Source organism: Pseudorhizobium halotolerans (assembly GCF_902153235.2).
Classification (GTDB): Bacteria; Pseudomonadota; Alphaproteobacteria; order Rhizobiales; family Rhizobiaceae; genus Neorhizobium; species Neorhizobium flavum.
On record NZ_CABFWE030000011.1, the window covers coordinates 595,228 to 616,828 of the forward strand.

At 61.0% G+C, this 21,601-nt stretch carries 21 protein-coding genes; 2 read left to right on the top strand and 19 right to left on the bottom strand.

The features are described 5' to 3' along the window. Nucleotides 1-100 precede the first annotated feature (100 nt). From FN060_RS18145 to FN060_RS18190, 10 genes are all read right to left on the bottom strand, one after another. Nucleotides 101-2,146: a hybrid sensor histidine kinase/response regulator gene (locus FN060_RS18145; RefSeq protein WP_142589575.1), complete on the bottom strand. Its 2,046-nt coding sequence runs from the start codon at nt 2,144-2,146 to the stop codon at nt 101-103. Further along, nucleotides 2,130-3,638, bottom strand: coding sequence for an ATPase domain-containing protein (locus tag FN060_RS18150; protein WP_142589344.1), 1,509 nt, complete (start codon nt 3,636-3,638; stop codon nt 2,130-2,132). The genes FN060_RS18145 and FN060_RS18150 overlap by 17 nt, the downstream gene beginning before the upstream one ends. Nucleotides 3,639-3,995: 357 nt before the next feature. After that, on the bottom strand, nt 3,996-4,568 hold the full coding sequence (locus FN060_RS18155) for a rhodanese-like domain-containing protein (RefSeq protein ID WP_142589346.1): 573 nt from the start codon (nt 4,566-4,568) through the stop codon (nt 3,996-3,998). Between the two features lie 11 nt (nt 4,569-4,579). Then, entirely contained in the window at nt 4,580-5,386 is an 807-nt protein-coding gene (locus tag FN060_RS18160; protein WP_425312194.1) for a quinoprotein dehydrogenase-associated SoxYZ-like carrier, read from the bottom strand. A gap of 37 nt (nt 5,387-5,423) precedes the next feature. Beyond that, nucleotides 5,424-6,263 (bottom strand): quinoprotein relay system zinc metallohydrolase 2, encoded by an 840-nt coding sequence (locus tag FN060_RS18165; RefSeq protein WP_244665849.1) that lies wholly within the window; start codon nt 6,261-6,263, stop codon nt 5,424-5,426. A gap of 406 nt (nt 6,264-6,669) precedes the next feature. Further along, nucleotides 6,670-7,245 carry an S-(hydroxymethyl)glutathione synthase gene (gfa, locus tag FN060_RS18170; RefSeq protein WP_142589349.1) on the bottom strand — a complete coding sequence of 192 codons (576 nt, stop codon included), beginning with the start codon at nt 7,243-7,245 and terminating at the stop codon, nt 6,670-6,672. A gap of 82 nt (nt 7,246-7,327) precedes the next feature. Next, a complete protein-coding gene (locus tag FN060_RS18175) occupies nt 7,328-8,455 on the bottom strand; it encodes an S-(hydroxymethyl)glutathione dehydrogenase/class III alcohol dehydrogenase (protein ID WP_142589350.1) in 1,128 nt (375 codons plus the stop codon). Nucleotides 8,456-8,569: 114 nt separating this feature from the next. After that, entirely contained in the window at nt 8,570-9,430 is an 861-nt protein-coding gene (locus FN060_RS18180) for a substrate-binding domain-containing protein (RefSeq protein ID WP_142589351.1), read from the bottom strand. 1 nt (nt 9,431) lies between these two features. Then, a complete protein-coding gene (locus tag FN060_RS18185) occupies nt 9,432-9,953 on the bottom strand; it encodes a c-type cytochrome, methanol metabolism-related (RefSeq protein WP_142589353.1) in 522 nt (173 codons plus the stop codon). 127 nt (nt 9,954-10,080) lie between these two features. Then, a complete protein-coding gene (locus tag FN060_RS18190; protein ID WP_142589354.1) occupies nt 10,081-11,985 on the bottom strand; it encodes a methanol/ethanol family PQQ-dependent dehydrogenase in 1,905 nt (634 codons plus the stop codon). Between the two features lie 435 nt (nt 11,986-12,420). On the opposite strand from FN060_RS18190, the gene FN060_RS18195 reads away from it, so the two are divergent. Then, nucleotides 12,421-12,768 (top strand): hypothetical protein, encoded by a 348-nt coding sequence (locus FN060_RS18195; protein WP_142589356.1) that lies wholly within the window; start codon nt 12,421-12,423, stop codon nt 12,766-12,768. Between the two features lie 36 nt (nt 12,769-12,804). On the opposite strand, the gene FN060_RS18200 is transcribed toward FN060_RS18195, so the two are convergent. Genes FN060_RS18200 through FN060_RS18210 form a run of 3 tightly spaced genes read right to left on the bottom strand, consistent with a single transcriptional unit; the run spans nt 12,805 to nt 15,336 of the window. Beyond that, the gene (locus FN060_RS18200) at nt 12,805-13,554 is read right to left on the bottom strand and encodes an ABC transporter ATP-binding protein (RefSeq protein WP_142589576.1); all 750 of its coding nucleotides are present in this window, start codon (nt 13,552-13,554) and stop codon (nt 12,805-12,807) included. Then, nucleotides 13,523-14,314: an ABC transporter permease gene (locus FN060_RS18205; protein ID WP_244665850.1), complete on the bottom strand. Its 792-nt coding sequence runs from the start codon at nt 14,312-14,314 to the stop codon at nt 13,523-13,525. The genes FN060_RS18200 and FN060_RS18205 overlap by 32 nt, the downstream gene beginning before the upstream one ends. Before the next feature lie 29 nt (nt 14,315-14,343). Next, nucleotides 14,344-15,336: an ABC transporter substrate-binding protein gene (locus FN060_RS18210; RefSeq protein WP_142589360.1), complete on the bottom strand. Its 993-nt coding sequence runs from the start codon at nt 15,334-15,336 to the stop codon at nt 14,344-14,346. 506 nt (nt 15,337-15,842) lie between these two features. Here FN060_RS18210 and FN060_RS18215 point away from each other — a divergent pair. Further along, nucleotides 15,843-16,205 (top strand): c-type cytochrome, encoded by a 363-nt coding sequence (locus FN060_RS18215; RefSeq protein WP_162197812.1) that lies wholly within the window; start codon nt 15,843-15,845, stop codon nt 16,203-16,205. 2 nt (nt 16,206-16,207) lie between these two features. Here the strand turns inward: FN060_RS18215 and FN060_RS18220 are convergent, their stop codons facing one another. The 6 genes from FN060_RS18220 to FN060_RS18245 are packed head-to-tail and all read right to left on the bottom strand — an operon-like array spanning nt 16,208 to nt 21,247. Then, a complete protein-coding gene (locus tag FN060_RS18220; protein WP_244665851.1) occupies nt 16,208-16,843 on the bottom strand; it encodes a hypothetical protein in 636 nt (211 codons plus the stop codon). Then, nucleotides 16,840-17,712 carry an ABC transporter permease gene (locus FN060_RS18225; protein ID WP_142589363.1) on the bottom strand — a complete coding sequence of 291 codons (873 nt, stop codon included), beginning with the start codon at nt 17,710-17,712 and terminating at the stop codon, nt 16,840-16,842. The genes FN060_RS18220 and FN060_RS18225 overlap by 4 nt, the downstream gene beginning before the upstream one ends. Beyond that, complete coding sequence (locus tag FN060_RS18230; RefSeq protein ID WP_142589365.1) at nt 17,709-18,494, bottom strand: ABC transporter ATP-binding protein; 786 nt, start codon at nt 18,492-18,494, stop codon at nt 17,709-17,711. Before FN060_RS18230 ends, FN060_RS18225 begins: the two co-directional genes overlap by 4 nt. A gap of 28 nt (nt 18,495-18,522) precedes the next feature. Next, a complete protein-coding gene (locus FN060_RS18235) occupies nt 18,523-19,011 on the bottom strand; it encodes a cupredoxin domain-containing protein (protein ID WP_142589367.1) in 489 nt (162 codons plus the stop codon). A 29-nt stretch (nt 19,012-19,040) separates the two neighbouring features. Continuing rightward, nucleotides 19,041-20,018, bottom strand: coding sequence for a YVTN family beta-propeller repeat protein (locus tag FN060_RS18240; protein WP_142589369.1), 978 nt, complete (start codon nt 20,016-20,018; stop codon nt 19,041-19,043). Between the two features lie 23 nt (nt 20,019-20,041). Next, nucleotides 20,042-21,247: an ABC transporter substrate-binding protein gene (locus tag FN060_RS18245; RefSeq protein WP_142589371.1), complete on the bottom strand. Its 1,206-nt coding sequence runs from the start codon at nt 21,245-21,247 to the stop codon at nt 20,042-20,044. Between the last annotated feature and the right edge of the window lie 354 nt (nt 21,248-21,601).

Below are 21,601 nucleotides of genomic sequence, written 5' to 3' on the forward strand. Positions count from 1 at the left end.
ATGCCGACCAATCGTCTCCATGCGGATACGCAGAAAAGTTGCGCACACCGTTCGTTTCGGCTTCTTAGACTAGCTCTTGGCGGTCTCGCCCCGTCAGAAGCTATAAGATCTTGTCGAGCACCGAAGCCAACTGGTCCTGGGAATAGGGCTTTGCCAGCCTGGCGACGTCCATCTCCACGCCCGAAGGCAGGTCGGCGTAGCCTGATGCCAGCAGGATCGGCAGTCCCGGCACGCGGTCGCGGACAGCCTTCGCCAGCTCCGCACCCGTCATGCCGGGCATGGAATAATCGGTGATCAACAGGTCGAAGGTGGCGCCCCCGTCGATCAAGGCGAGCGCCTCCTTTCCGGAATGAGCTTCGACGACCTGGTGGCCGAGATCGCTCAGCATGTCAGCCGAACTCATGGCTATCAGGACATCATCGTCGACGAGAAGGATCCGCTTCGGCCCGGCATCATCGCGAGGTCCCGCCGGCGCGACATCCTGCGCCTGGTCCTCGACGTCCGTGGTCGACACAGGGATCCACAGTTCCGCCGTGGTTCCTTGACCCGGCGCGCTTTTCAGCTGCAAACGGCCATCCAGTTGAAGTGCCAGCCCATGCACCATGGAAAGGCCGAGGCCGGTGCCCTTGCCGAGTTCCTTGGTGGAAAAGAACGGCTCGACCGCCTTCTGCAGCGTTTCGGCGTCCATGCCCAGCCCCTGGTCGATCACTGAGAGGACGACATAGCGGCCGGGTGCAAGCGTATCTGAGCCCGCCGGCTGCTCCGCCTCGTTCAGTGCGATCTGGATCGTTCCGCCATCCGGCATTGCATCGCGGGCATTGACGGCGAGGTTGAGGAGGGCGAGCTCGACCTGGTTGGCATCGGCAGAGACGGGCGGGAGGCGTTCCGGAACGGCCACCTCTATGGCAATCCTGGAGCCGACCGACCGCTGCAGGAGATCCTCCATTTCCGTCACCAGCCCGGCAAGATTGACCGGACCCACCTGCAGGTCCTGCCTGCGGGCGAATGCCAGCAGCCGCTGGGTGAGCGACGCGCCGCGCTGGGCGCCCTGCAGGGCTCCGTCGATCAGCCGCGTTGCCTTCGCATCGCCGGCAACATGCTTGCGCAGGAGCTCGAGGTTGCCGAGCACCGCCATCAGGAGATTGTTGAAGTCGTGGGCCACTCCGCCGGTAAGCTGGCCGATCGCTTCCATCTTCTGGGCCTGGCGAAGCTGCTCCTCCGCCCGTTCCCGCTGGCTGACCTCGGCCAGCACGAGCCTGTGCGCCTCCTGCAGCTCACGCGTCCGCTCCGCCACGCGTTCCTCGAGCATCTCGTTGAGATGACGCTGCTGTTCTTCCGCCTGCAGCCGCTCGGTGATATCGGCCGAAACCCCCACCAGCTTGATCGGCTTGCCGGTGCGGTCCCGGTGGAGCTGGGCACGGATTTCAGCGCCATGGACCGAACCATCAGGCCACACCGTACGGTAGGCGATGGCATAGTCTGCACCCGTTTCGATCGTCTTGCGCACCGCCTCCTGCATACGCGTCACATCTTCGGGATGGATCGATTGCAGCAAATCCTCGTAGGTGAAGCCGTCTTCGGGGCCGCGGCCAAAGATCCCCCTGCAGGTCGCCGACGTGGTCAAGACGTTGGTGGCGAGATCGAGCTCCCAGGCGCCGAGGCGGCCGGCCTCCAAGGCCGTCTGCAGACGACGCTCCCCTTCGTCCAGCGCCTCCATGCGGGCACTGGCCTCGTATTGGCGCCGTCGCGCCCGCATTGCGGAACGGACGACACTGATGAATGTCGTCGGGTGGAAGGGCCGCTCGACAAAACTGACATTGCCTAGGACTTCCGACAGACGGGCAGCGGCGGGGTTGCGTTCAGGACCACCGCCGCGGGCCGTCAGAATGATAAACGGAAGATCGGACCAGCTCGGCTGGGTCTCGATCCACGAGACAAATGGACGAAGATCGACCGACCGCAACGCCTCTTCGGTCATCACAGCGAAGGCGACGTTCTCGTTCAGCCCCGCAACCAGCGCGTCCAGTGTCGAGGCAATCCGTGCGGGCAGCTCCGCTTCCTGTAGCAACGCCGCGGCGATCTGCGCATCGCGGCCCAGCGGAGCATGGATCAGGCCAATGACATCACGCTCAGGAATTGGCGCCATCCTCATCGAGTGTCTGCAAAAGGGGCTGTCGGTCCCCCACGAAGATAGGGACACCACGCAGGATGCCCTGGAATCCTGAAAGCGGCTCGCCCAGCGTTAGTCCGTTACTGCCGATCGTGTACTCGCGGATCGTATCTTCGTGCTGCCCGGTCCGCTTCTTGATCACCGAGATCGCTCGGCGGACGCGACCTTCGGCCTCGAAGTAGCGCAGCAGGATGACCGTGTCTGCAAGATATGTCACGTCCACCGGCGATTTCATGTCGCCGACGAGCCCGTGCTGCGCCACGGTGATGAAGGTGTTGGCACCCTGCCTGTTCAAATATTGCAGCAGCTCGTGCATGTGCAGGATCAGTGCGTTTTCCTCGGGCATCGCAGCCTGATAGCCGTTGATGCTGTCGATCACCACGGTCTTGGCGTCGAAGCTCGCTACCCTGTCCCTTACCCGCTGGGCAAATTCGCCGGGCGACAACTCGGCCGCGTCAACCTGTTCGATGTGGATCAGCCCCTTGTCGAGCAAGTCCTCAAGGTCAAGCCCCATCTCCTTCGTGCGGGAAAACAGCAGGCCTAATTCCTCGTCGAAAATGAAGATCGCGGCCCGCTCCCCACGCCGGATGGCGGCTTCGACGAACTGTAATGCGAAAAGGCTTTTGCCGGTACCGGCAGGGCCGATCAGCAGCGTACTGGAGCCGCGGGCGATGCCTCCGCCGAGAAGCGCGTCGAATGCGCTGATGCCACTCGCCAGCGAGGAGCGCTCGAACCCCGACCTGTGCTCGACAGCGCGCAGCCGCGGGAAAACGGCGACGCCGCCGGTCTTGATGATGAAGTCATGGTAACCACCGCGAAAGGACTGGCCGCGGTACTTGAGAACCCGGAGCCGTCGACGCTCGGAGCCGTAGTCCGGGGCAAGCTGCTCCAGGTGAATGACACCATGCACGACGCTGTGGACTGTCTTGTCCATCGCTTCGGAGGTCATGTCGTCCAACAGCAGCACCGTCGCATCGGAGCGGGAGAAGAAGTGCTTCATTGCAAGGATCTGGCGGCGATAGCGTAGTGAGCTCTGCGCCAGCAGCCGGATTTCGGAGAGGCTGTCAATCACCACCCGATGGGGCCTCACGCGCTCGAAGGCTTCAAAGATGAGTTTTGTGGTTTCGCCTAGTTCCAGGTCGGAAGAATACAGGAGGCTCTGCTGCTGGTCGGCATCGAGCAGGCTTTCCGGCGGAACAAGCTCGAAGATCTCCACCTGATCGCCAATATCCTTCCCATGCGAGAGCGCACTGTCACGCAGTTCTTCCTCGGTCTCCGAAAGCGTGATGTAGATACAGCGCTCGCCGATGCTTCCGCCTTCCAGAAGGAACTGCAATGCGATCGTCGTCTTCCCCGAGCCTGGCGCCCCTTCGAGAAGAAAGACGTGACCGCGGGAGAGCCCACCGGACAGAATGTCGTCCAGTCCCTCCACCCCGGTCTTTGCTTTCGCGCTTGAACTGTCTGTCATACATCCTCCATCGCGGCCTATGAAATAGAGTGAATGCGCTGATTTGGAAAGGAAGACGCTGAGGGCAGGAGATTCGTTCCGCCTGTCATCGGTTGCGGAATCTGACCGCACCGGAACTTGCAGTCGCGTGACACGCAGTCCCGTTATTCCACGCGGCTTTAAGAGCGCGCGACGATTGGGACGTACAATGGCGCTTCGACCGAGTACAGTATGTACGGAGATTGTTGCTGCTAAATCTGCAGAGATTCCCTCACTCTGATCTTCATCAAGAAGTGCATGCCGATGGAGCCGGCCCGTCCGAGCAGGAACGACGCGCGGCGCAGGCCACCCACAACACCTTTTGTCAGAGCCCCCCAATCATTTCGCCGAGGCCACCGGCCACTCCTCATCGGCATCGACCACGACCGTCTCGTGCTTTTCCTGCCAGCTGTCGACGCCGCCGGGGAACCAGTGGACGCCGGTATAGCCGTTCGTGACCAAACGCTTTCCGGTATTCCAGCTCCCCCAGCATCGCGGCTGGCAGAAGACCACGATCGGCCTGGTGTGGTCGCCTTGGGTCAGTTCTTCCACGCGCCGGAAGAAAGCCTCTTCCTGTGCCGCCTCCAGGGTTGCCGCTCCCGCGCCGGGAAGCCAGACGGCCTTCGGAATGGAACGATGAGTGGGCAACCAGAGCCGATCCTCCGAGAACCCCTCAGGTTTCTTGTCGGCAGGGCCAACATCCACCAGGAGCGGATCCCTTGGCAGCAGGGCCTCGAGACCGGCCAGATCAATCACCACGGCGCCCTGCAGGGTGCTGGGGGTCTCGCTCCGCATCGGCCCCGACCACAAACCTTCCGGCTCCATCACCTCTGCGAACATGCGGCCTCCACCGGAGGCAGCCAGAGCCACGGCGACGGCAAGTAAGAGGAAAAACCGTGAGCTTCCCCGCATGTCTTCGGATCCTAGTTGGTTGCCAGCGGGACGTCGAAGCTCTCCTCCCACTGTCCACCCTTGTTGTCGGACGCAACCACCCGGATCGGCGCCTGGTCTGCCGGCACGAAGCTGAAACCTATGGCTGGATTCGTGGAGAGGGAAATGTCCCCGGTCACTTCCATCACGGTTCGATCGCCCTGAGAGACAGTTACCTTCTCCACATAGCGCGGCGGCGTGTAGAGGCGGGTGAGCTGGTTCATCTGCATGCCGCTGAAGTTCGGGTGGCGGATCATCAGGGTCGCTTCCGTGGGCTTTCCCTGCTGGACATTCTCCGCGAACTTCATCCGCATCTCGCCCATGCCCTTCATCGCTTCGGCGTCACTCGGCCCTGACGGGGCTGAGCACCCACCGGACGCTTTCACGAAGACGGCGTTGGAGAACAGCTTTCCATCGGTCGTCTCGGCAACGGCGTGAACGTTGGTATAGGTGTCGACGCGCACGCGCAGATGTAGCGCGCCGGCATCGGCGCCCGGGCCAAAGGTGACATGGGCGGCCAAGGGAATCGGGTTCTCGTCAATCACGAGATAGACCGACTTGATCTTGTCCTTCTCCGGCATCGTGAGGGTGATCGGCACGAGTGCAGCATCCTGCGCACGCTTCGGCGCATCGATCTTGATCAGCGAGTCCGTCGGGACCACCTCGCGGTCCTCAAAAATGTAGTCGGCGATCTGCTGCCAGCGTTCTTCGCGCTCGGCGTCCGCTTCGGACGCATGTACGCCGGGCGCAGAACCGACACAGAACATCGTCAGCAGACCCGTCGCAAAGGTTCGTCGCATCATCGGCATCATATTCTCCTCCCTGCGTTAGGTGAGACTATTCCCATTCAAGTTCCTTGTAGGCCTGGATCACGTTGCGGCCATGATAGTCGCTGAACAGCGCCCAACCGGCTCCTTCCCCGGCAGCGACGCTTCGGCTGGCCTCGTCTATCGATAGCCCCTCCTCGATCGCCTTTCGGGTCTCCTCATGGAGAGCTGTCAGATAGCCAATCTGCCTGTCCATGGCCGCCTCGAATTCCACGATCGCCGGACCGTGGCCCGGTACGGCTCGAACCGCGCCGAGCCCCTTCAACCGTTCCGCTTCCGCCAACCATCCCGACAGGCTGCCGTCGAGTGAAGGCACACGATCAACGAAAAGCAGGTCTGCCGGAAAGAGCAGACCGGACGACAGGTCGAGCATCGACAGGTCGCAATTGGTATGTGCCGTCCGATGCGCCCTGATCTGCAGGCGGCGGTCGCCGAGGTCGATCTCCGCGACGTCGTCGACCTCCAGCGTCGGATAGATGATGTCGCCGACATTCTCCGCTCCGAGGACCTCTGCAAGGCGCTGCCGGTAGTAGCTTCCGCGCGCATCCAGGGCAGTCTTCAGGGTGTGATGGCCGACAAACTGAGGCTGCTCCTCGACAAAGGCAGCAGCGCCGAAGCAGTGGTCGGGATGGACATGTGTCAGGACCACATGCCGGATCGGCTTGGTGGTTCGCTCCCTGATCCGCGCCTTGAGCCACTCCCCATCCGCCAGGCTGCCGCCGGGATCGGTTACGAGCACGCTGTCGCGTCCGATGATGAACCCGATATTGGCAATGCCTCCCTTGTTGATCGGCGAAGCTTCCTCATGTGGCGCCTCACGGATGAAGACACCGTTACCGAGTTCCTTCAATCTCCCAAATTGAGTGCCGAACCCAATTCGGGGGAAACAGCACAGACAGAGACCCAGGGCCAGGGCTTCACGGCGTGTGAAGCGCCCGGCGGTGGCTGACTGTCCGGCACAGTCGACAGGATCAAACCCTTCGATCAGCATGTACTAAAATATCACATCTGCCCGCAGCAGGGTAGCACCGTTTCCCGCTGCCGAGCTTGCGCCGAGATGTCGGACCCGTTGCAGTGTCGCACATCAGACAAATTCGCCGACCCGTTCGACCCGAAGGTGGCGCCGGCGCCCCTCAGTAACACGCGAAGCCGCTGCAGCCTTGGCACGTCCGCTCCCACCTCAACCGACTCGATGATGCGAACACCGAATGCCCCGGCTGTCGATACGACATAGTTTCGACAGCCGGAGAACGCTCTCAGGCTGCGAGCGCTCCGGACTTCTTCGCCACCCAGCTCGCGACGTAGTCCATCAGCGCCGGCGAGAGGCAGTCATAGGGCTCCAGCCCCAACTCCCGCAGGCGCGCCCGGATCGCATCCATTTGGCTGGGATCGACACCAGCCTCGATGATCGAGGACACGAAAGCCGCGAACTCCGGTGGAGCCCAGCCCGACTCCTGGAAACGCTCCGGATGCACGAAATCAAGTCCCTGGAAGGCGTGCTCCCTCTCGACCGGCCCGTACATGTGCACGCCGCATTCCCGACAGGCATGGCGCTGGATCAGCGCGGAGCTGTCGACGACCTGCAGCTTGTCGCCGTTTTCGAGCACGGTCACCTTGTCGTGCGGTACGACAGCGACGACCGAGAAGACGACCCCTTTCGGCTTCCAGCATTTCGTGCAGCCACACACATGGTTATGTGCGACCTGCCCCTCGATCTTCACCTTGACCGGCCGGTCCGCGCAGGCGCAGACGAGCGTCCCGCCCGAAAAGCCGGGATCGGCCGGCTTGATACCATTATCCACGGCCGGATGTATGCGGATTGCACTTTCCATGGCATGCCACCTCCCCTGTTGAGCCGAAGCAAGCCCCTTCTAGGATTGCTTCGACGTTGAAGTCGCGCGCCGGCCGTCTTCCTCAATAGACGACGACGCTCCTGATGCTCTGTCCGCCATGCATGAGCTCGAAGCCCTTGTTGATGTCTTCCAGGCCCATGGTGTGGGTGATCATCGGGTCGATCTCGATCTTGCCCTCCATGTACCAGTCGACGATCTTCGGCACGTCGGTTCGCCCGCGCGCGCCGCCGAAGGCCGTGCCCATCCAGGTACGGCCGGTGACGAGCTGGAAGGGTCGCGTGGAGATCTCCTGGCCGGCACCGGCCACCCCGATGATGACCGACTTGCCCCAGCCACGATGCGAGGCCTCCAGCGCCTGGCGCATGACCTTCGTATTGCCGGTGCAGTCGAAGGTGTAGTCGGCCCCGCCGATCTGGTCGGCACCGCGCTTCGTCATGTTGACGAGATAGGGGACGATGTCGTCGCCCACCTCCTTCGGGTTGACGAAATGGGTCATGCCGAAGCGCTCGCCCCATTCCTTCTTGTCGTTGTTGAGGTCCACGCCGATGATCATGTCGGCGCCGGCAAGGCGCAGGCCCTGGATGACGTTGAGGCCGATGCCGCCAAGCCCGAAGACGATCGCGGTCGATCCGATCTCCACCTTGGCGGTGTTGATGACGGCGCCGATGCCGGTCGTCACGCCGCAGCCGATATAGCAGATCTTGTCGAAGGGGGCGTCGGGATTGACCTTGGCGACGGCGATCTCCGGCAGGACCGTATAGTTGGCGAAGGTCGAGCAGCCCATGTAGTGGTGCAGCTTCTCGCCGTTGATGGAAAAGCGCGAGGTGCCGTCCGGCATGACGCCCTGGCCCTGGGTGGAGCGGATGGCGGTGCACAGGTTGGTCTTGCGCGAGAGGCAGGAGGGGCATTCGCGGCATTCGGGGGTGTAGAGCGGGATGACGTGGTCGCCCTTTTTCACCGAGGTGACGCCGGGGCCGACGTCGACGACCACGCCTGCACCCTCGTGCCCGAGGATCGCCGGGAACAGGCCTTCCGGATCGGCGCCCGACAGGGTGAAGTCGTCCGTATGGCAGATGCCGGTCGCCTTCACCTCCACCAGCACCTCGCCCGCCCGAGGCCCCTCGAGCTGAACCGTCATGATCTCCAGCGGCTTGCCGGCTTGAACGGCAACGGCGGCGCGAACGTCCATATCTCATCCCCTCCTGATGTTTCGATCGGGTGGCTCGTACCGGTCCATCTGACCGACCCTCAAGCCTCGCCATGCAAGCAGCACCGGACTAGCCTCTGCAGAGGCGCCGTCCTGTTATTGCGTTATGGAATGATCCTTCTCATCGAGCAGCGGCACGCCGTATTCCCACAACAGCTTGTTGATGTCCGCCTGGTGCTCGCGGATGAATGCATTCAGCGTTCGCTTCCACTCCTGATCCGATGGCCGCACACCCATGGTGATCCGGTAGGTCATCCGCTGGCCGCCCCTCTCCTTGATGAGAGGGATCACGGCCAGATCGGCACCGGATTTCTCGACATAGTAGCCGGCCATCGGCCCCCAGATCACTGCGGCGTCGATCACACCCTTGAGCATGTCGCCGATCATCACTTCGGCCATGGACGGGGCGATCCGTGTGTCGACCATCAGCGGATAGACCTTGGCTTTGCGCATCAGCTTGGCAGCGGCCATGTTCGCCGAGGGAGGCGTCCCCTCCACAACCCCGATGCGCTTGTCGGCGAGACGAGTGTCTGTCAGCGTCTCGACCCCCGCTAGGTCTCCGTCCTTCCTGTAGACCAGTACATAGGAGGAGCGGTAATAGGCATTGGTGTTCTGGACCAGTTCATCCCCCTGCGCATAACCCATGATGATGTCGCAGCGATTGGCCCCCAGAGTATTGCGCACGAAGCCCGTGATCGATGGAAACCAGGTATAGGCCACCGAGCTTCGTCCCGTCGCGGTCGCGACCATTTTTGCAAGCTTGTCCTCGAAGCCTTCGCCGCTCTGGTCTGTGAAGGGCATGTTGGACGGGTCGGCACAGACGCGCAGGACGTCGGGGTCGACCAGTTCGCCGGCGGCACCCAGTCCCGCGGTCTGGGCCTGCGCCTGCAATGGTAAAAGCAGGGCACAGGCAAGGAGGACTGGCTTCAGGAGGCTGGGGGAGGACGTACTGGCCATCTCACCCACCCATGCAAGACGCTTCATAATCCTTCGCCCCCTGAGGCTTGTCCGCCTTGTTGGGTGGACGTCCCCGCGGTGCCGCGTCCACGGCACGTGCCCGCAGATAGATGTAGATGTCGTCGAGATAGCAGTAGACGTTCTTGTTGTCGCCGAATGCCGGCATTACGTTTTCCTTGCCGCCTCCGACGTTCTGCCTTCCCTCGGCAACGATCGAGAGGAAGGTCGGATAGTCCATGTTCTTCATGCTCTCCGCCAGAGCAGGCGCGTAGCTGGAACCGACCCCGTCAGGGCCATGACAGACATGACAGTCCGAATGATAACGCCGGTAACCGCTGAACGTATACCAGTCGACGGTTCCGTTCTCGATCTTGAAGGTCGGCGTGCCTTCCGCGTCGAAAAATTTGCCGTCTTCCTCGCTGACTGCGGCAGCTTTCTCCTTCGTGTCGGCTGATAGGACAAGGCTTGGGTTGAGAACAGCGAGCGTCACGGCAACGGCTAAGGCAAGAAGGCGGGAATTCATCAAGCAACCTCATGCTCACAAGAAGGCGGTGATCCTCTGGATCCACATTTGGCAATCAGAAACGCGACTGCCGACTGGCTGCAATCAGGCCGCCCACGCGAGGCAGCCTGATTGCTGATTGAGCCTGTCAGTCAGGAAGACCGAAGACGGTCAACTGTCCGCCGAGGGTGGTGTAGTCGGCCAATGCCGCATAGCCGCCCACGGCACCCAGGCCGGCCGTTCCGACCACCTGAGCTTCTTCACCCGCGTCACGGCCCTGGCCAACGGCACCATGCCACGCCGCAGCGTTTTCCGGAGAAAGCAGACCGCCTGCCAATCCGATGCCGGCCCAGCCACCGACGCCGGACAGAACGGCGACGTACTGCTTACCCTCATGCTCATACGTGTTGATATTGCCGATGATCCCCGACGGAGTCTTGAACTTGTAGAGTTCGTTTCCGTCGAGATCGACCGCCTTGATGTAACCTTCCAGCGTGCCGTAGAAGACGACGTCGCCGTCCGTTGCGAGCGCACCCGACCAGACCGAGAACTGCTCGGGCTTCGACCAGACGATCTCGCCCTTGGCGGCATCCCAGGCGATGAAGTTGCCCATGCCGCCATGGCTGTCCGGTGCCGGATACATTGACACGGTGGCACCCACATAGGGTTGTCCCGCCGTATAGCTCACCCTGTAGGGCTCATAGTCCATGCAGACGTGGTTCGTCGGCACATAGAACAAGCCGGTCTTGGGCGAATAGGAGGCAGGCTGCTGGTCCTTCGTTCCGAGAGCCGCCGGGCAAACCCCGGTGGTATTGGTATCCTCACCGTTCTGGTCGGTGGAATACTGAGCCACGACCTGCGGTCGGCCGTACTGGTCGCTGTTCGGATCCATCACGACTTCCGTCGCCCAGTTGACCTTCGGATCGTACTTTTTGGCAACCAGGAGTTCGCCGGTGTTGCGATCGAGCGTATAGGCAAAGCCGTTACGGTCGAAGTGCACGAGCACGTCCCGCTTCTCGCCATTGATGTCCATCGCATCCACGAGGATGTTTTCGTTCACCCCGTCATAGTCCCATTCGTCATGAGGCGTCATCTGGTAGAGCCACTTGGCGACACCAGTATCGGCATCACGGGCCATCAGGGTCATGGACCAGCGGTTGTCGCCGGGGCGCTGCACCGGGTTCCATGTCGACGGGTTTCCGGTACCGTAGAACACCAGGTTGCTTTTGGGGTCATAGGCGAACCATCCCCATGTCGTTCCGCCGCCTGTCTTCCACTGTTCCCCTTCCCAGGTATTCGTCCCTGAATCCGGTCCGACGGGCTTGCCCAGGTGGGTGGTCTTTTCGGGATCGATCAGCGTCTCTGAATCGGGTCCCATCGAATAGGCCTTCCAGGCCAGCGAGCCATCCTTGAGGTTATAGGCGGCCGTCCAGCCCCGTACGCCGAATTCGGCACCCGACACCCCAATGATGACCTTGTCCTTGACGACCATGGGTGCAGCCGTACCGGACTCACCCTTGCCGCCGTCGATCTGGTCACCGTTCTTCACGGACCACACGACTTCACCCGTCTTGGCGTCCAGAGCGACCACCGTGGTGTCGGCCTGGTTCAGGATGATCTTGCCGTCGCCGTAGGCCACGCCGCGGTTCACCGTATCGCAGCACATGATCCCGATGACATTGGGATCCTGCCGCGGCTCGTACTTCCAGAGAATCTTCCCGTCATTCTTCAGGTCGAGGGCATAGACGATGTTCGGAAACGGCGTATGGACGTACATAACATCGCCGATGACCAGCGGGCCACCCTCGTGCCCGCGCAGGACGCCGGTCGAAAAGGTCCACTTGACCTGCAGATCCTTCACGTTGTCCTTGGTAATCTGGTTGAGCTTCGAATACCGGTGATTGGCGTAGTCGCCGGTGGGCATTGCCCAGTTCTTCGAATCTGCCGCGAGGGCAGTCAGTTCGTCATTGGCAAGTGCCGTGCTGGCAAGGGCAGCTGCCAGAAATCCAGCAGCAGTCAGAGACAGACAGGCAGAGGTTTTGGTCAGGCGCATGCGTAGTCCTCCCGATGCAGTTATTCACCCGAGGCACGTCATCGCGGCACAACTGGTCCCAAAGACCTGGTTTGCCGGTCATGGACGTTCATGCTGTCTGGGATCGTCTTCCGTCAGCGTGTCACGATGTCTGTCGGCTTGAGCAGCGGGCACCGTTGCTGCCGTACCGATTTTCACCTGCGAAGCCTCGTCCCTCCCATAAGACAAAACCTTGAAGCCGGATGACAAAGATGACGATAGGATACAATAGCCGTATAGGCAAGAATAAATACATCTGAATGGTGCGTTGCGAAAGAATTGCTGCGGCGCAGTATCAGCGCATACTGCTCACGGCCGATTTTTCTTTAATCCAGCCCCATCAATTGCTATGATAATACTTAGGTATTTGAAGCATGAACCTTACCCATCGCTTCCCGAGCCCCTCGGAGATCACCTATGACGCTCGCCCAGAAACGCCGCTCGGTGTTGTTTTTCGCGGCTATCATGTATGCGGCCGGAGCCTCTGCCGCGCAGGATTATCCAACGATCGCTGTCGCCGACTACGTCTATGGATGCATGAAGGCCAACGGAAATTCCCGGCAGGCTCTGGAAAGCTGTTCCTGCTCCATAGATGTCATTTCCTCCATCATAGCCTATACCCGTTATGAGGAGGCGGAGACCTTTCGAAGCCTTGGTTTGATCACAGGTGAACGAGGCGTCCTGTTTCGCCAAAGTGCGCCTGCACGGTCCGCGACGGCAGATCTGCGACGAGCGCAGGCAGAGGCAGACGTCCGCTGCTTCTGATACGGACGCACCTTCCCTTACGCACTATATGAATGATCAGGCGAAGCCATCCACGCCGGCAAACTGCTGCTTGAAGGCGCGAACCAGTCGGTCCAGATGGTCCGCATCCCTTTCCGGCCGGGGCAAACCGACGTTGAAAATGCCGACGACTTTTGCTGGCCTGGGCGATAGAACGATGATCCTGTCGGCAAGCAAGAGGGCCTCGCGCAAGTTGTGCGTCACCATCAACGCCGTGGTCGGTCGCGTCGACCAGATCGTTACGAGAAGACTTCGCAGTCTTTCGGCGGTTGCCTCGTCAAGCGATACGAACGGCTCGTCCAGGAAGAGGATGGAAGGCTCAGTCGCAAAGGCGCGGGCAAGAGCGACGCGTCTTGCAAGTCCAAGCGACAGTTCGGAAGGATAAAGGGTCTCCAGCCCAGACAGGCCAAGAGCCTCGAACAGTTCGTCGAGCACGACCTTCCTCAGGGACGGAGGCAGCGTCAACCGGATGTTCTGCTCCACCGTCCGCCATGGAAGGAGCACCGGCTCCTGAAAGACAGCCGCGATGCGGTGACTGTCTCCGGCCGGCATCCGGATGCTGCCTGAATAGGCTCGATCAAGACCGAGCAGGATGCGCAATGTCGTGGTCTTGCCGCATCCTGACGGACCGAGGAGGCATGCAAACTCGCCCGACCCGACTTCGAAGGAGAGGTCTCGTAGAGCGACGACGCCTACGCCCTCCGTCGAGCGGAAAGTTTTTTCACGGATGTCAACCTTAAGCGGCGCGGCGACGCCAACGGCTTGCATGCTGTTCAACGGGCTGCACCACAACGAGTTCGATCATCAACATGATGGCAACGAAGGCCAGGGTGTAGGCCAGGATACCGGCGACATCGAAGATCTGGAAATAGAGGTAGATCTGGAAGCCGACGCCATTCGAGCGGCCTAGCAGTTCCACGACGAGAACGATCTTCCAGATCAGCGCGATCCCTGAACGCGATGCCGCGGCAAAGTACGGCTGGAGTTGCGGCACCAGGATGTGCCGGACCCGGTCAAGTCGAGTCAGACGGTAGACCTGCGCCATCTCCATGAAGCGATCGTCAAGGGCACGCGCGCCCTCTCTCATCGTGACGACGACATTCGGGATCTTGTTGACCGCGACGGCGCCAATCGCGGCTGCTTCCGTCAACCCGAACCAGATATAGGCGAGGACGATGATCACCAGGGCGGGTATGTTCAGGAAGAGAACGAGCCAGGGATCAAAGAATGACTCGAGCCGTCGCCGCCGGCCCAGCAGGATCCCGATCACCGTCCCGATCACCATGGCAATGAGATAGGCGGCAGCGACGCGCCACAAGGTCATCATCAGATGATACGCGAGATCGCCGCTCACCAATTCGGCAACAATGACGCGCCATACCGCCATTGGGGGTGGCAGCGCCCGGCTCGGCCAGAGCCCTGCGACCAGGCTCCACACCAGCAGGAGGCCGATCAGGGATGCCGCGGTGCTCGCCAGCGGCAGCAGAGCGGCGGCCCTAGGTCCGCCACGCTCGGGTCGTCCGGACACCAAGCCAGCCCTCGCATCCTCGTCAACGTTCATGCCTTCAATGCAGCCCAATAAGTGCCGGGCGCCATTCGCCGTGCCTTCCCGACGAGCTTCTCGCCGCCCAGGGTGGCGAGGACTTCGTAGAGTTTGGCGGCATCCTGCTCCTCTTCGGCAACAGGACGCTGCGGAATACCTTCGCGATACCGATCGCGCAGCACCTCAAGCGCTCGCCCTTCTGCCCTGACCAACGGCGCAAGCCGCTGCCATTCCGGATCGGAACCGGCCAGCAGCGCCTTTGCCTCCGAACTTGCTCGAATGAAGTTCAGCGCCACATCCTGGTTCTGGTCGGCCCATTCCTCCCGGAACACATATCCGAGAGCCGATACCGGGCCAGATGCTCCGAGGCCCCGCGCCGCATCGTCGGCGCCGACCAGCCGTCGGAAGCCCTCCGCTTCAAGGCGAGCACAGAAATGCCAGAAGTTCAGGACCGCATCCAGTTCGCCCGAGAGCGCCTTCTCGGCGAGGAGTGGCGGGGCGCCGTAGACGATCTCTGCTTCCTTGGCGAGGTCGAGCGTGTGATCCTGCTGGGCAAGGCCCTGGATCAGCAACCAGCTCTTGTCCAGCGGTCCGCCGGCGACGCCGATCTTCTTGCCGGCAAGGTCAGGAAGTTGACGCAGGCTGGAGTCATTCTTGACCATGAGCGCCCCAACTGCCGTGGAGTAGGGCGCCAGTGTCAGCGCCTCCCCTTCCGACCGTTGTCGCGATACCCAGAGCCAGTCGGAGACGATGACATCCAGATCGCCGGCCAGCATGGCGACGTTGGTTGCGTCCTCCCCGGCGAAGTCGAGAACTTCGACATCCACGCCGTTCTTCTGGTCCAGGCCATGATGCTTGATCGTATTGAGTTCCCAGCTGACGGTGCCGAACTTGAGGACCCCGACCTTGATCTTCGGCAGATCGGGTGCTCCGAACGCCGGAAGGCCTATGCTGGTCGCCACCAAACCAAGCCCCAAGCTCCCGAATTCGCGTCTCGAAATTCCCATGCCACTCCCCCTGAAGTAGGTTTGCCCGTCAGATATCACGGCTCCCATCGGGAAATGCGCATTTCCAGCGTACGATCTTCAACGCCGGTCGTCCTTCCGACCATCGCGCGATGCGGCTCGGCGCCGAGACCATGCATTGCATGAGAGAGCCTTCGCTTTCGAAATAGAGATGCTCGTCGCGGCAACTGGTAGGGCTGGCGAACAGACACACTGTCAGGACAAGATCGACGAGGTTCAAGGAAGCACCTTTCTTGCGTGACGCGCAATACAGAAGGCCGAGCGCACGCACCCGACAGAAGCTCCTCAAGGTGCCCGATGAAAAGCTTCCAGTAGAATATGCCCTGCGCAGACATGCGTCAACTGAGTGCACTGCGTGGACCACGCGACTATGTTGACTCGCTCAAACGAAGGTCTACCTTTCTCCGCGTGTAGAGCGCATCCGATCGGAGCGCATCGCTACACGACAAACTGGACCTCCGGGAGGATGTGGAATGCAGCTTACGGTAATGGTTGGGGCGGCTGGCCTCGTGATCGCGATGGCCGGTCAGTGTCTTGCCCAAGACGCTGCAGCCGGCGAGAAAGTGTTCGCCAAATGCAAGGCATGTCACGTCGTCGAAGGCGACACAAACAAGATTGGTCCCTCTCTCAAGGGCGTCGTCGGTCGCACCGCTGGCACTCATGAAGGGTTCAAATACTCCAAAGCCATGGCCGAGGCCGGAGAAAAGGGTCTCGTCTGGAACGACGAAACGCTTGCGGAGTATCTTCACGACCCGAAAGCTTACATCAAGGGCAACAAGATGGCGTTCGTCGGGCTGAAGAAGGACGAGGACCTCGCAAACGTGATCGCCTACCTCAAGCAGTTCCCCTAAACCTAACGGCTCTCCAGCGTCTGCGAGATCGTCTTGGCGAGCGCATACAAGCGCTGCTCGATCAAGGTCGGCACCTCGCAGACGAAAGTGAGAGACTGTACCCGCTCCTGGAAGATCCTCGTCTGGAAGACGAGCCGGTCGTTGCGAACAGCAACCTCATTGGGATCGGCGTCGGCCTTCGCCCGTAACGCATCGACCGCCGAACCTTCCTTGCGCAGTGCATCGGCCAGATCCCTCTGTTTGTGGGCATACCGGCCGATGCCGCTGATGACTTGCGAGCGTTCGCGGTTCATGTGATCGAAAAGCCCCCTCACCAGCTTGGTCAGCCGTACCCGCCGCTCGTCCGGCGTCAGCCTGGAGGCAAAGTCGCGGATCATCTGTTCGGCTTCCGCCAGGGGCACGCGCCTCGCCGCGACCTCTGCGACAAGATCCGAAACGTCGGCATCATCTGCCCATTCGCCTGCCGATGGCGGCAGTTCCGGTCCGGTCCAGATCTGGGCAAGTGAGAGTTCTGGCACCTTGCGCTGGATGCAGGGCCAATCGGGATCATCTCCCTGAGCCGCAAGGGCCGGCCCGACGAGAGCGCCGTGCAACAGGAATGCCCCGAGGTATGTCATCACGTGCGCCGAGAACCTCATGTGTTTCCTCCTTCATCCTGCCTGCGGCTGAGCAAGCCTTTCGACGGGTCATAGGCCAGGATCGCGCCGCCCAGGAAGATCAGGATGCATCCGATCACCACCAATAGGGAATGCCAGTTGATCTGCCCGTAGAGCGCGAAGCGAACCAGTTCGACCGCGTAGGTAAAGGGGTTGGCGAGGCAGATCTTGTGAAGAAGCGGACTAGCCTCCTGGATACGCCACAGAGGGTAGAGCGCCGAAGAAGCGAAATACATCGGGAAGATCACGAAGTTCATGATGCCCGCAAAATTCTCCAGCTGCTTGATCATCGATGAAAGCAGCATGCCAAGCGCGCACAGCATCACTCCCGCGAGGAAAAGTGCCGGCAGGATGAACAGGTAACCGATGAGCGGTGGCTTCACGCCCCAGAACCAGGCGATTGCCAGGAAGACATAGACTTGCAGGATCGAAACCGTCACGCCCGCCAGCAGCTTCGACACCAGCAGGAACCAGCGCGGGAAAGGGCTGACCAGCAGGGTTCTCATATTGCCCATCTCCCGGTCGTAGACCATGGAAAGCGAGGACTGCATGCCGCTAAACAGCAAGATCATCCCGCACAGGCCGGGCGTGATATAGACTTCATAGAGGACATAGGTCTTGTAGGGCGGAATGATCGAGACGCCCAGGACCTGCCGGAAGCCAGCCGCGAAGATGAACAGCCACAACAGCGGGCGCACGAGCGAGGAGATGAAGCGCTCCCGCTGGTTCAGGAAGCGCAACGCCTCCCTGAACACGATGCCGCGAAAGCAGATGAGGTAGTGGCGCAGACGGAACCCTGACCCGCGGCCGGCGGCGGCGGCGAGCATCTCGGCCTGAACTTGCGACGTCATCGCAGCACCTCCTCCGCCTGCACCTCGGACTGAGTGAGTATTCCGAAGGTTTCACCGATATTCTCGGCGCCGGTCGCCGAAACGACATCCGAAACACGGCCATCCGCCAACACCCTGCCCCTGTGGAGCAGGACAACGCGATCGCTGACATCCACCTCGTCGATCAGATGCGTCGCCCACAGGACGCTGATCCCCTCCTCCGCCACCAGGTTTCGTATCGTGACCAAGATGTCGGCCCGCGACTTAATATCGAGACCGACTGTAGCTTCGTCCAGCAGGAGCAGCGGCGGTCGGTGCAGTAGGGAACGGACGATTTCGATGCGACGCATCTGGCCGCCCGACAGCGCCCGGACCTTATCGTGCAGGCGATCACTCATTCCGACCTGCTGCAAAAGCGTCCCTATCCGCTCCATCGCCGCAGCCCGGTCGATCCCGTGCAGGGACGCGTGATAGGCAAGATTCTGATAGATACTGAGGTCGAGGTCCAGCGTACGGGCCTGGAACACAATTCCGAGACGACGAAGCGCCTGGCCCGGCTGCCTTGCGATGTCATGCCCGAAGATGCGGATCGCGCCATGCCGGGTATCGTAGAGATGGCAGATCAGGGAAAACAGCGTTGTCTTTCCGGCACCATTGAGGCCGAGCAAGACCGTGAAGCGGCCTTGCGGGATCGCGAAGGACACATCTGAAAGCACCTGTTTGCGGCCATAGGCGTGGCTTACGCCGGACACCTCCAGAGCGGCGGGCGGGACTAAGGCTTCATCCGCCTTCACATGCTGCATGATCCCGCCTTTCTGAGCTCTCTCCACGCTACTTGATGGTGATCGTGCCCTGCATTCCCTTGTCGGCCAAGTCCGGCACTGACCAGGTGTAGGTTCCAGGGCGGATCGTCGTGAACTGCACCTGCATCGTCCCCTCGGCATCGAATTCCAACCAGGCAGGGGCACCGTTCATGTGAACCTCCAGATCGTTGATGACGATCTGGTTCATCCAGACGTTGCGGAACAGGTCCGTGTGGAATTTATACTCCAGTCCGGCAGCAGAGGTAATCTTCCAGCGATACCCCTGCCCGGCGATCAGTTCAAAGTCCTTCTGGTTGACGGTGAAACTGTCTTCCGCCGATCCAAGGACCAGTTCCGGGACGTCCTTGCTGGCCCGCGTCACCTTCTCCGTCCCCGCGGCCGCCGGTGCCGGCGCATCGTCGTCGTCATCATCATCGGCACCCTGCGAGAATGCCGGTGTCACGGAGATGGCAAGGCCCATGAAGGCCGCGAGAGACAGTCTGCGATAGTAGTCCATTTCAAATCCTCCTCCTGAAAACGCTGAAACTATTGCGGCGACACAACCACGCCCCATGGAAGCGCCCCGACCGTCACCGATTGGACTGGCTCGTCCGTTTCGACATCGATGAAGGTGATATCGTTGGAGACGCCGTTGGTGCTGATGATCGTCTTCTGGTCGGGCGTGAAAGCGAGCTGCCAGACACGCTGGCCAACCAGTACATACTTCTCGACCTCATAGGTCTCCGTATTGACGACAGCGACGCGATTGGCGGGACCGAGCGCGACATAGGCCTTCTTGCCATCCGCAGTGATCCTGACCCCGACAGGTTGAATGGCTTCGGAGCGAAGGCCCGGGATCTCGAAGCTGATCTTCTGCTTTATCTCGCGGCTCTCGTTGTCGATGACCGAGACGGTGCCGCCAATCTCGGCGCTGACCCAGACCTCCGAATTGTCCGGCTTGAATTCGGCAAAGCGCGGACGGGAATCGACCAGTACGTTATGCGTGATCTCGTTCGTGGCGGTGTCGATGAAATGCGCCATGTTGGTTGTCTCGGACGTGTTGACCATCGTCTTTCCGTCCGGGCTGATCCCCATCCCTTCAGGCTCTACGCCGACAGGGATTTCGGCCACCACGCTCTTGCTGTCGAGATCGATGACCGTGACCAGGTTATCGTCCTCGTTGGCGACGTAGAGAGTCTTGCCATCGGGCGAGAGCACGAAGAGTTCCGGATCCGGGCCCGAAGGCAGTGAGCCGACGATCTGATTGGTCGCCGTATCGATGATCTCGATCGTGTCGTCGTCGCTGGCACACAGGTAGATGAACTTGCCGTCATGCGAGATGGTGATGCCGCGAGGCCGCTGGCCGACATCGATCGTTTGGACCACCTCCATGGTGGTGGAGTCCACGACAGTTACGGTGTTGTCCTTCTCGTTCGAGACATAGACCATGTAGGCTGACGCGGGCGTGGTAAGGCCAACCGCAAGTATAAGCGCGCCTGACAAACAACTCAGTCTTCCAAGCATTCCAGATCCCTCCTCACACGTTTTCAGTCCAGAACGCATGTCGTTTCCGGTTGATCGACCCCGAGCGTGTCCAACTCCGACACCTGATGTAGAAACCCCTCCTGCGGCGAGGTCGATACCACCGAGCGCCCATCGCCAAGGAATATCGGCTGGCGCAACTGCCCGTTCCAAGTCCGGAAGGTCAGCTTCTGCCCCTTGAAGGCTGCAATCGAGAAATCAGGGCTTCGCAGGTAGTCTGCAGTTTTCGCGGCCTCGGCGCTCTGGGTACGCGTCACAGCTTCGCCCACGATCCGCACCGCCGTCCAGGCGGCCATGTCCTTCCACAGCATCCGCCTGCCATTGGCCTTGGCGAACCGGTTCTGGATCTGCGTGCCTCCCCATTGCTCGCTGGCGGGATGCCAGGCGGAGGGAATAAGTCCGGCCGTACCGGCCACGGGACGCGGGGTCCAGGTCCGATACGGGACATAGGTGCCGAAGACCTCGCTCTCATCGGCTACCAGAACGACATCGTGCTCTGGGAAGTCCTGCGTGAAGACCGGCATTTGGCGCTGGATCTGGACAACGCCTGAATCCGTCCTGCGGGCGGTCCCGGTGTCCATGAACTCCTTCTCCAACAGGATCTCACCGCCGAAGCGCTCTGCTGCACGACGAAGCGCATCGGCAAAAAGCTTGTCCCTCTCATGGGAGCCATGGATCAACACCCAGCGACGCCATTGCTTCCAGACAAGATATTGCGCCAGCCCGTCGGCCAGCATGCTGCGCGTGGGAGCCGTGTGGAAGACGTTCGAATGGCAAGCCTCCTCGCGCAGCCGGTCATCCGTGGCACCGATGTTAAAGATCAGCACGTCCCGATCCCGCGCGAGGTCGGTGATCGATAGAAGCTGCTCAGCGGATAAGTCCGCCAGGATGTAGTTCACCCCCTTAGAGATGAGTTCGTCTGTCGCCGCCTTCACATCCGCATCAAGTTTTACCTCGGTCACGTCGAGCGTGTAGGTCTGCCCCAGGAACTTACCGGTCGTGTTGTTGTCGGCGATTGCCACATCAGCGCCGGCCACCCCTTCGTCGCGTGGCGCGACATCGAGTACGGAGAGCGCGAGCTGTGGCTCATAGGCGCGAAGGTAGCCCAGCTTGACCTGTACCTGCGGCGCGGCCGATTGCTGCGCCGCAGTCGGGAAGACACCAAACAGAACGAGAAAGATAGCAATGAACGGCAGGAAGACAGCAGGCACCGGATCCCTCCACGGATAAACCAGTCCCGAAGTGGCTCGGAACTAACGTCTTTTCGGTGCCGAAGGGCAGACTATCCCGCGACAGGATTTAATCAACCCCTGAATCCAGAGGCGGGCTCCCAAGATTTCGTGAGCCATGCGGGGCTTGGATGCTGCGCCAAACAGCGTATGATGACTGTGGCTCAAACACTGGGGCCACCTGGAAGGAGGAAACATGAAGAAGACATGGAAGAAGCCAGCGATGTGCACCGTCGCTGTGGGGATGGAAATGTCGCGTTATTTTCCTGCCCAACTGCCTGCGAAGAAATAACTGACGATCACCGTCTCACCCGCCCAGCGGGTGAGACGGGCCTC